Origin of the sequence: Sphingomonas sp. (genome assembly GCF_051962185.1) — a bacterium.
Taxonomy (GTDB): Bacteria; Pseudomonadota; Alphaproteobacteria; order Sphingomonadales; family Sphingomonadaceae; genus Sphingomonas.
On sequence record NZ_JBQCCN010000102.1, the window covers coordinates 24,249 to 32,999 of the forward strand.

Sequence of the window (8,751 nt, forward strand, 5' to 3'; positions counted from 1 at the left end):
GCGCCGCGTTGCGAGCGTCGACCCGCGATTACCGGATTTTGACGCTTTGCCGCGAGAGTCGCGCCCGGCAAGCGGCAAAGGGAAGGGCGCGACATGAAGGCGGGCACGGCGACCACGATCATCGGCGGCATCGCGACCCAATTGCTCGCGATCCTGTGCTGGTACGGTTTCTACCATTGGCTCGACGTTGATGTGCTCAAATTATGGGCGAAGCTGATCCTGCCGCTGGGAGCGTTCGTCCTCGGCCTTGTCGGTGGCTGGGGGTTCTACGTCGCCGGGCGCCGGGTCAGACGGCCATCGACTCCCTGGCTGGCGCTGGTCGCGGTCGCCATTGCCGTCGTGACGGTGATGCTGATCCGCTTCCTCGGCTATTGGAGCGCCGAGGTCGATGGCATCCCGCTTCACCGCACGATGAGCTTCCTTGCCTATCTCCGCGCCACGCTCGGCCATGCGCGGATCGAGTTCTCCCCGGGCGGGACCGTCAATGTCGGCGCGACGGGCTATATCATGGAGCTGTTCCAGACGGCCGCTTATGCCGCGGCGAGCTACGTCTTCACCGCCAGATTGCCGCCGGCGATATGGTGCGAGCGCTGCCATGTGCCGATGCACGATAGTCTATGGGACAAATTGCGCTTCGACGAGAAGCGGGTGTTCGAAGCGCGGCGCCAGAGCATGCCGACCGACCCCGCTGCTCGGCTGGTCGCCTTGCGCGCGATGAACTCCGAAACCAGTGCGCCGGGCGTCGGGGCGGTCGACTGGTATTACCGCCTTGCCGAATGCCCTTCGTGCAGTGCCGCCGCGGTCGCCGAAACGGTGCGGCTCTATACCGGCCAATATTGGGCTCCGCAGCGCGCCCTGGCCCGGGTCGGCCGGTTCGACCGTGCGTACCCCATCCCGGCGCGGTCGATGCCCGATCCCATGCCGCCGGCCGGCCCGGCGATCCGCACCTTCGGTCGGCGCACGACGATCTGACGCGCTTTGCCGTGGCGGGCGCCCGCGCTTGCCGCTACAGCACCGGGCGATGACCGGAGAACGCATCTGGACCGCGGCGCTCGTCGTGATCGGCGACGAAATCCTGTCGGGGCGCACGCAGGACAAGAATGTCGCGCAGATCGCCGCCTGGCTCAACGTCCAGGGCATTCGCCTGGCCGAGGTCCGCGTGGTCGGCGACGTCACCGACGCGATCGTCGAGGCGGTCAATCAGCTGCGCGCGCGCAACGACTATCTGTTCACCACCGGCGGGATCGGCCCGACGCATGACGACATCACCGTCGACGCGATCGCCGAGGCTTTGGGTGTGGGCGTGACCTTTCACCCCAAGGCGGTCGCCACGCTGGAACGTTATTACGAAAGCCGCGGCGGCCTGACCGACGCGCGCAAGCGGATGGCGCGCGTGCCCGAGGGCGCCGACCTGATCGAGAACCGCATGTCGGGCGCGCCGGGCATCCGCATCGGCAACGTCTTCATCATGGCGGGCGTGCCGCACATCACTGCGGGGATGCTCGACGGGTTGACCGGGACGCTCGAGGGCGGGCGACCGGTGATCAGTCGCTCGATCGGCTGCTGGGTGCCCGAAAGCGAAGTCGCCGACATCCTGCGGGAGGCCGAGAAAGCGCACGAGGGCGTCGCCATCGGCAGCTATCCGTTCTTTCGCGAGGGGCGTGTCGGCGCCAATTTCGTCGTGCGCAGTCCCGATCAGGCGCTGGTCGACGCGACCGTCGCCGACCTCACCCGGCGATTGGAGGCGGCGGGCCGCGCGGTCGTCGCGGAGGGCATTTGAGCGCGCCCGACCAGGGCCCGAAATACAGCATCGCCGAGCGCGAGCGGCGGTTCCTGGTCGATCGCGCCACGATGCCCGCGCTCGATGCGGCCACGGCGCGGCTGATCGAGGATCTCTACCTGCCGGGCACCGGCCTCAGGCTGCGCAAGGTCACCGCGCCGGGCGCGCCGCCGGTGTTCAAGCTCGGCAAGAAATATCCGGGCGCCGGCCTGTCGTCGCGGCCGATGACCAACATCTATCTCGACGCCGCCGAACATGCCGTGCTGTCGGCGCTACCTGCCGCGCCGCTGGTCAAGCGCCGGCACGATGTCGGCAACGGCTTCGCGATCGACGTGTTCGAGGGCGCACTCGCCGGGCTGATCCTGGCCGAGGTTTCGGCGGACGACGAGGCGGCGCTGGCGGCGGTCGTCGCGCCGTGCTGGTGCGTGGCGGAAGTGACCGACGATCCCGCTTTTGCCGGCGGCACGCTGGCGATCGAGGGATGGCACGCGAGTGCGGCGTCGCGCGTTGTTACGGGAGCAGAAGGAGAAGGGCCATGAAAAGCGGAGCGATGGTGCTGGTATTGGCGACCCTGCTGTCGGGCTGCGGCGGCAACAGCGGCGCTACGACGAACGCCAATGCGGCCGCGCCGGCGCCGGGGGCTACGCCCGATCCGATGGAGGCCAAGATCCGCGCGCTCGACCCGGTCCGCAAGCGCCTCACCTTCTTCCGCGCGATCTACGACGCCGATTACACCTGCCAGAAGATCGTCTCGATCGTCGACAAGCCGCGCGACGAAGGCCGGCCGGTGTGGCTGGTCACCTGCGACGATCAGGGGGAATATAGGGTCACCCTGGTACCCGGCGGGACCTTCACGGTGAGTGGCGTGCCGCAGCCCAAGAACACTTTCCCGCACGTGCGGGCGAGCGCGACGCCGCAATAATGCGGCGCGGGGCCCCGCATGAGCAAGCCATTGAAGGTCGGCGACCACGTCAGCTGGAATTCGGAAGCCGGGCGCGTCCGCGGCACGATCGTCGCGATCCACATTCGTGACGTCGACTATAAGGGCTATACCCACCACGCGTCGGCCGACGCGCCGCAATATGAGATCAAGAGCGACAAGACCGACCATGTTGCGATGCACAAGCGCAAGGCGTTGCGGAAGCTGCCGGGGCCGCGATCATAAGTCGAGCGATCGGACGGCCGCGCGAATTTCGGGGAGGAGCTCGGCCTCGAACCACGGGTTCTTGACCAGCCAAGGCGTATTGCGCGGCGAGGGGTGGGGCAGGGGAAGATAGCCGGTCGGCAGATAGTCCCGCCACGCCCGGATGGTATCGCCCATCGTCGCCTTGCGCCGCGCGCCGAGATAGCGCGCCTGGGCATAATGGCCGATCAGCAAGGTCAGGCCGACCCGCGGCAATTCGGCGAGCAGCCGGTCGTGCCACAGTGGCGCGCATTCGGGGCGCGGCGGATTGTCGCCCGACGGCGCCTTGCCCGGATAGCAGAAGCCCATCGGCATGATCGCGACCCTGGCGGGATCGTAGAATTGTGCGGCATTGATCCCCAGCCAGTCGCGCAGCCGGACGCCCGAGGGATCGTCCCACGGAATGCCGGTCTCGTGCACCTTGCGCCCCGGCGCCTGGCCGATGATGCACAGCCGTGCGTCGCGGGCGGCCTGAACGATGGGACGCGGGCCGGAGGGAAGCGCTTCCGCGCACCCTACGCAGGCGCGGATCTCGCCGAGCAAGCGGTCGAGCGCGTCGTCGACGGACGGATCAGCAATCGGTGCAGGCATGCTCGGGCGGATAAGTGATGATGGTGCCCTCGACCTCCGCGAACGGCGTCAGTTTGTGCAGGCGATATTTGTCGTCGGAGAAGATCTCGACCACCGGCACGTCGCGCGTCATCAGCGCGTCGGCGACCAATGAGCGGTGGCATCGCCACGGCACCGCTTCCGCGCACATGATCGCGACGCGCTTCTCCCGACCCATCGCGATCAGCGTCTCGACGGCATCGCGAAAGGAATCGGTCTGCATGTAATCGGCATAGCCGCGGAAGCTCTTGTTGCGCCAACCGGCATTGGGCGAGTCCTTGTGCGCATGGCGCAGCCCGCCGAGCGCCGGCATCGGGACATAGTCGATCCCCGCTTCGGGCAGGCTCTCCGCCAGTGCGGTCCCCTCGAATTGCGGATTGTGCCGCGAGCGCGGGACCGTGCGGATGTCGGCCATCCGCTCGATGCCGTAAGCGCGCAGCAGGGCGATGAAGCGATCGATCGGCAATGTCGAATGGCCGACCGTGAAGATCGTGCCGGTTGGCCAGTGCCTGTCTTGCGGTGCTTGTTCAGTCATGCCGGCGAACCCCCAAGATGGGGTCGCGATGCTTTCCTGAGAAGATGGAGCGGGTAACGGGAATCGAACCCGTGCTAGAAGCTTGGGAAGCTACTGTGATACCATTTCACCATACCCGCCCGGGCAGGCCAGCGCGGATACAGAGAGTCGCGCCGGCGTGCAAGCGCGCTGACGAGCCGGATGAATTTCTCGAACGGCATCGGCCCGGCGCTCGGCGTTTATCCCGCGAAATCGGAAAAATTGAAATTTGCGGGATAAATCGCTACAAGCGCGCGGCGTGATAGGCAATTTAGAGTCTGATCAGGCGGTGACTGCGGGATAACGACAAGCATGATCGCTCCTTTTTCGGATGAGCAGGCGCGGACCCTGATCAATCTGCGGCAACGCTATGAAGTGTGGATCGACGCGGAGCGATCGCTCGCCGCGTTGCCGTACGATCTCAAACGCAAGCAGATATCGGGGTATACCTATCTCTACGAGATTCACGATCGCAACGGCAACGGCAAGAGCCTGGGCCCCTGGTCCGACGACCAGGAGCGGCGCCTCGACGCGTATCGGGCGCAGAAGGCGGACGCAAAGGCGCGACGCGACGGCAGCAAGGCGGCATTGGACGAATCGTCTCGGCTTGCCCGCGCGCTTCGTCTGCCCATGATCGCCAATGAAGCGGGCCCGATCCTGCGCGAAGCGGATCGGCGCGGCCTGCTCGATGGCGCGTTGCTCGTGGTAGGGACCAACACCATGGCGGCCTATGCGCTCGAGGCCGGCGGGTTCATCCGCGATCTTCCGGACGAAACCGCCGACTTCGATCTGGCCTGGACCGAAACGCGGGAGAGCGATGGCGAACAGATATTGTGGCACTTGCTCAAGGCGGTCGATCCCACCTTCACCGTGAATAGCGAACGGACGTTCCAGGCGCGCAACGCCAAGGCTTATGAGGTGGAGATATTGGTCGCGCCGTCGCGCCTCGGGTCATTGGCGCGGACCGATCGTCCGCGGCCCATGCCGTTGCCGGAACAGGAATGGCTGCTGCTGGGCCGGCCGGTCGATCAGGTGGTGATCTGCCGCGACGGCAGCCCGGCGCGGATCGTCGCGCCCGATCCGCGTTGGTTCGCGTTGCAGAAATTGTGGATGGCCGAACAGGCCAAGCGCAATCCTCTCAAGCGCGGCAAGGATCGGCGGCAGGGGATGGTGTTGCTCGACGCCATAGCCGCGACGATGCCGCATTACCCGTTGGACGACGCGTTCGAAGCGCAATTGCCCGGCGATCTGGCGCCGATGTTCGTGCGCTGGGCTGAGCAGCGACAGGAAGGGCCGGCACCCGGCTGGTAGCGGGTCACCCCAGCGCTTCGACCTGCTCGGCGAGTTCCAGCCAGCGTTCCTCGGCGGCATCCTTCTCCGAACGCGCCGTCTCGATCGCCTTGGTCAGCGCGGCGAACTTGTCGGGATCGCGCGTGTAGAGCGCGGGATCGGCCAGCGCCGCCTCGTCCCGCGCGATCGCTCCCTCGATCTCCTCGATCCGCTTCGGCAGCAGGTCGTAGTCGCGCTGGTCCTTGTAGCTGAGTTTCACCGCTTTAGGCTTCTCCACCGCCGGTGCGGCGGCGGGTTTCGCCGCGGGCTTCTTCGCCTCGGGCCGCCGTTTCCGCTTCGCTTCCCAATCGGCATAGCCGCCCGCCACGACATCGACGCTGCCCGACCCGTCGAGCCCCAATGTCAGCGTCACCGTGCGGTCGAGGAAATCGCGGTCGTGGCTGACGATCAGCACCGTGCCGTCATAATCCGCGATCACTTCCTGGAGCAGGTCGAGCGTCTCCATATCGAGATCGTTGGTCGGCTCGTCGAGCACCAAGAGGTTCGAGCGCCGCGCGAATTCGCGCGCCAGCAACAGCCGCGAGCGCTCGCCGCCCGACAGGGTTGCGATCCGCGCCACGACCATATTGGGATCGAACAGGAAGTCCTTGAGATAGCCGTGGATGTGCTTCTTGGTGCCGAGTACGTCGATCCAGTCGCCGCCGTCGGCCAGCACGTCGCGCACCCTTTTGTCGGGCGCCATCAGCTTGCGCTGCTGGTCGATCACCACGCCGTCGAGCGTCTTGGCCAGTTTGATCTGGCCGCTGTCGGGCTCGAGCTCGCCGGTCAGCAGCTTGAGCAACGTGGTCTTCCCCGCGCCATTGGGCCCGACGATGCCGATCCGGTCGCCGCGCGTGATGCGCAGGTTGAGGTCGCGGATGATGGTCCGCCCGTCGAAGCCCTTGGACGCATGCTTGGCGTCGATCACCACCTTGGTCTTGACGTCGTCGCTGCCCGTCACCAGCGCGGCGGCACCCTGCGGCCCCAGCATCGCCGCGCGTTCGGCGCGCATTTCCTTGAGCTTGGCCAGGCGGCCCATGTTGCGGCGGCGGCGCCCGGTGACGCCGCGCTGCAGCCAATGCTCCTCGAGCTTCAGCTTGGCGTCGAGTTTCTCGGCGGCGCGCTGTTCCTCGGCATAGACCTGGTCGGTCCACGCCTCGAACCCGCCATAGCCGATCTCGCTGCGGCGGATCGTGCCGCGGTCGAGCCACAATGTCTGGCGCGTCAGCCGGGTGAGGAAGGTGCGGTCGTGGCTGATCACGACGAACGCACCGGTGAAGCGCGTCAGCCATTGTTCGAGCCACTCGATCGCGGCGATGTCGAGATGGTTGGTCGGCTCGTCGAGCAGCAGCACGTCGGGGTCCTGCGCCAGCGCCCGGACGATCGCCGCCCGCCGCCGCTCGCCGCCCGAGGCGGAAGCGGCTTCTCGCGACAGATCGATACCGAGCTGGTCGGCGATCGCATCCGCCTCGTGCCGCGCAGGGGCATCGGCGCCGGCCATCACGAAATCGGCGAGCGTCGCGAAACCGTCGACCCTGGGATCCTGTTCGAGCAGGATCACCTTGGTGCCGGGCACGATCGTCCGCCGGCCCTCGTCCGACTCGATCGTCCCGGCGATCAGCTTCATCAGCGTGGTCTTGCCCGCGCCGTTGCGCCCGATCAGCGCCAGCCGATCGCGCTCGCCGATATGCAGGTCGAGGTGACGGAACAGCCAACCGGCGCCCTGAACGAGGCCGAGGTCTTCATAGGATAGGATGGGAGCGGGCATGCGGCGGGGTACTTAGGGGGAGCTTGGGGGGCGGGCAATGGGGGAAGGGGGCTGCAGTTGGGACCTAAGCGACCGACCGGTGTTAGCTTCATAAAGACAAGAGCAGGCTTCTATGCGCGTGCAGAGTTCGTGCGCATCGCGACCGACATGACACGATGCGGGCTAGCTAATCGACAAGTGCCGCTGCAAGTATCTGACCATCTGGGGTCAAATCATTGCTCGCCGCGAGATCGGTCAGCTCGGCACACTCCTCATCGATCTTTGAGATGCGAAGCTGCGCATGAGCGATATCTCTGCCAGCGACGGACGTGCCGGCAACAATCACCCGAAGCCAGTCCTGGACAACTCGAAAGACATACAGTCCATGCAGGACGCCTTGGATCGGTCGCTCTCGCTTCCGCCAAGGCGAGTAGCGCCATTCGCCGCTCGCGCCAGCCAGAGGCACCAAATCTTCGATGAGGCTGAGCTGCAAATGCATTGCCTCATGCAATACCCCTTCGGCGAGGCGGATAGCCGGTACCTGGTCGCTTGCGGCGTGCGCGCCGATGAAGATAGAGAACGGCAGTGCGGGATCGCTATAGCCGGTGTCATAGTCCGGACCCTCGACACCGACCGGCGTGATCGACCAGACGAGGCTGCGCACGGCTTCTCCGGCTGCCGGCGCAATATCAATCAGCCGCAAAGCCTGGGCGAACTCGGCCCGGAAATGGTTTTCATCAAAATCGGGCTTTGGCTCCCGCAGGCCGATCACGCCGTAACGCGCCAGCATCAGCTTATCGAACTGCTCAAGCGGGACGGCTCGCCCCAGGCCCGGATCGAGCATTAGGGATCCAAGACGAGGGGCAGCAGGACTCCCGCTCAGGAATCTTGCCGACCCGTAATTTCCCGGATCAATTCCTAATCTGATGAGCCGGGACCATTCCCGCGCCGCTAGTGTTGCCGCCACTCCTTCGTACCAGCGCGCATTACGGGTCGCCAGCGCCGCGCGAATCCGATCGTGAAGAGCGGTCAAGCTGCGTGCCGGAACGTGTAGACAAGCGAGTCCCGGCTGCCGGCATGGATGGTGGAGACGGCATGGTGCGACCGCCTGGAAATCTCGAATCCGAACGCGCTGCGATGGACGGGCAGCATCACATCCGCGACACTTTCGGGGTCATCGTCGGCGAAGATCATGAACAGCCCGCCTTGTTCCATGCGCCAGCCGCGGTTCAATTGCACGACTAGGCGGTGGGTTTCGGCGTCACCGATATGATCATTGTGGATCCGGATCTTCTGCCCTTTGACCAGACGATGCACGGCAACGTCGACCAACGCGAGCGGAGGAGCGTCCAGACGGGCCGATAGCTGACGCCCGATCTCGGCGACGAAGTCGTCCGACACGATATGGGCAACCGAAGGAGGAAGAGCGCACTCGAGCATGGAGAATTCGTGCTGCTCATAGAAGTCGGCGATCCGAAGCCTCCAGGGCGCGTCGGTATCCAGCCAGTCGAGCAACGCACCCGCTGTTTCCTCCGACAGCAGCTCGCCGA

11 protein-coding genes and 1 tRNA gene are annotated in these 8,751 nt (G+C 65.9%); 6 read left to right on the forward strand and 6 right to left on the reverse strand.

What is annotated here, in order from left to right:
* Positions 1–93: 93 nt before the first annotated feature.
* Genes ACTHJR_RS06090 through ACTHJR_RS06110 form a run of 5 tightly spaced genes read left to right on the forward strand, consistent with a single transcriptional unit; the run spans position 94 to position 2,945 of the window.
* A complete protein-coding gene (locus ACTHJR_RS06090; RefSeq protein WP_440522232.1) occupies positions 94–972 on the forward strand; it encodes a hypothetical protein in 879 nt (292 codons plus the stop codon).
* A 49-nt stretch (positions 973–1,021) separates the two neighbouring features.
* A complete protein-coding gene (locus tag ACTHJR_RS06095; protein WP_440522233.1) occupies positions 1,022–1,780 on the forward strand; it encodes a competence/damage-inducible protein A in 759 nt (252 codons plus the stop codon).
* Positions 1,777–2,319, forward strand: a complete 543-nt coding sequence (locus tag ACTHJR_RS06100; RefSeq protein WP_440522234.1) for a hypothetical protein — start codon at positions 1,777–1,779, stop codon at positions 2,317–2,319. Before ACTHJR_RS06095 ends, ACTHJR_RS06100 begins: the two co-directional genes overlap by 4 nt.
* Positions 2,316–2,702 (forward strand): hypothetical protein, encoded by a 387-nt coding sequence (locus tag ACTHJR_RS06105; RefSeq protein ID WP_440522235.1) that lies wholly within the window; start codon positions 2,316–2,318, stop codon positions 2,700–2,702. Before ACTHJR_RS06100 ends, ACTHJR_RS06105 begins: the two co-directional genes overlap by 4 nt.
* An 18-nt stretch (positions 2,703–2,720) precedes the next feature.
* Positions 2,721–2,945, forward strand: coding sequence for a DUF2945 domain-containing protein (locus tag ACTHJR_RS06110; RefSeq protein ID WP_440522236.1), 225 nt, complete (start codon positions 2,721–2,723; stop codon positions 2,943–2,945).
* Here ACTHJR_RS06110 and ACTHJR_RS06115 read toward each other — a convergent pair.
* From ACTHJR_RS06115 to ACTHJR_RS06125, 3 genes are all read right to left on the reverse strand, one after another.
* Complete coding sequence (locus ACTHJR_RS06115) at positions 2,940–3,554, reverse strand: uracil-DNA glycosylase family protein (RefSeq protein WP_440522237.1); 615 nt, start codon at positions 3,552–3,554, stop codon at positions 2,940–2,942. The genes ACTHJR_RS06110 and ACTHJR_RS06115 overlap by 6 nt on opposite strands.
* Positions 3,535–4,107: a DUF488 domain-containing protein gene (locus ACTHJR_RS06120; RefSeq protein WP_440522238.1), complete on the reverse strand. Its 573-nt coding sequence runs from the start codon at positions 4,105–4,107 to the stop codon at positions 3,535–3,537. Before ACTHJR_RS06120 ends, ACTHJR_RS06115 begins: the two co-directional genes overlap by 20 nt.
* Positions 4,108–4,152: 45 nt before the next feature.
* Positions 4,153–4,226 (reverse strand) — tRNA-Gly (locus ACTHJR_RS06125).
* A gap of 211 nt (positions 4,227–4,437) precedes the next feature.
* On the opposite strand from ACTHJR_RS06125, the gene ACTHJR_RS06130 reads away from it, so the two are divergent.
* Positions 4,438–5,436: a GSU2403 family nucleotidyltransferase fold protein gene (locus ACTHJR_RS06130; RefSeq protein WP_440522239.1), complete on the forward strand. Its 999-nt coding sequence runs from the start codon at positions 4,438–4,440 to the stop codon at positions 5,434–5,436.
* Between the two features lie 4 nt (positions 5,437–5,440).
* Here the strand turns inward: ACTHJR_RS06130 and ACTHJR_RS06135 are convergent, their stop codons facing one another.
* The 3 genes from ACTHJR_RS06135 to yhhC all read right to left on the reverse strand — a co-directional run.
* Positions 5,441–7,222 carry an ABC-F family ATP-binding cassette domain-containing protein gene (locus ACTHJR_RS06135; RefSeq protein ID WP_440522240.1) on the reverse strand — a complete coding sequence of 594 codons (1,782 nt, stop codon included), beginning with the start codon at positions 7,220–7,222 and terminating at the stop codon, positions 5,441–5,443.
* A gap of 166 nt (positions 7,223–7,388) precedes the next feature.
* The gene (locus ACTHJR_RS06140) at positions 7,389–8,045 is read right to left on the reverse strand and encodes an aKG-HExxH-type peptide beta-hydroxylase (RefSeq protein WP_440522241.1); all 657 of its coding nucleotides are present in this window, start codon (positions 8,043–8,045) and stop codon (positions 7,389–7,391) included.
* Positions 8,046–8,230: 185 nt separating this feature from the next.
* On the reverse strand, positions 8,231–8,751 hold a 521-nt coding region (gene yhhC / locus ACTHJR_RS06145; RefSeq protein ID WP_440522242.1), incomplete at its 5' end, for a cyclophane-containing peptide 2OG-Fe(II) oxygenase YhhC.

Bases quoted from the DNA above. Each gene is read 5' to 3' on its own strand.
- ACTHJR_RS06105 (WP_440522235.1), top strand. From the start codon at position 2,316: ATGAAAAGCGGAGCGATGGTGCTGGTATTGGCGACCCTGCTGTCGGGC.
- ACTHJR_RS06110 (WP_440522236.1), top strand. From the start codon at position 2,721: ATGAGCAAGCCATTGAAGGTCGGCGACCACGTCAGCTGGAATTCGGAA.
- ACTHJR_RS06130 (WP_440522239.1), top strand. From the start codon at position 4,438: ATGATCGCTCCTTTTTCGGATGAGCAGGCGCGGACCCTGATCAATCTG.
- ACTHJR_RS06135 (WP_440522240.1), bottom strand. From the start codon at position 7,222: ATGCCCGCTCCCATCCTATCCTATGAAGACCTCGGCCTCGTTCAGGGC.
- ACTHJR_RS06140 (WP_440522241.1), bottom strand. From the start codon at position 8,045: ATGCTCGATCCGGGCCTGGGGCGAGCCGTCCCGCTTGAGCAGTTCGAT.
- ACTHJR_RS06115 (WP_440522237.1), bottom strand. From the start codon at position 3,554: ATGCCTGCACCGATTGCTGATCCGTCCGTCGACGACGCGCTCGACCGC.
- ACTHJR_RS06120 (WP_440522238.1), bottom strand. From the start codon at position 4,107: ATGACTGAACAAGCACCGCAAGACAGGCACTGGCCAACCGGCACGATC.
- ACTHJR_RS06095 (WP_440522233.1), top strand. From the start codon at position 1,022: ATGACCGGAGAACGCATCTGGACCGCGGCGCTCGTCGTGATCGGCGAC.
- ACTHJR_RS06090 (WP_440522232.1), top strand. From the start codon at position 94: ATGAAGGCGGGCACGGCGACCACGATCATCGGCGGCATCGCGACCCAA.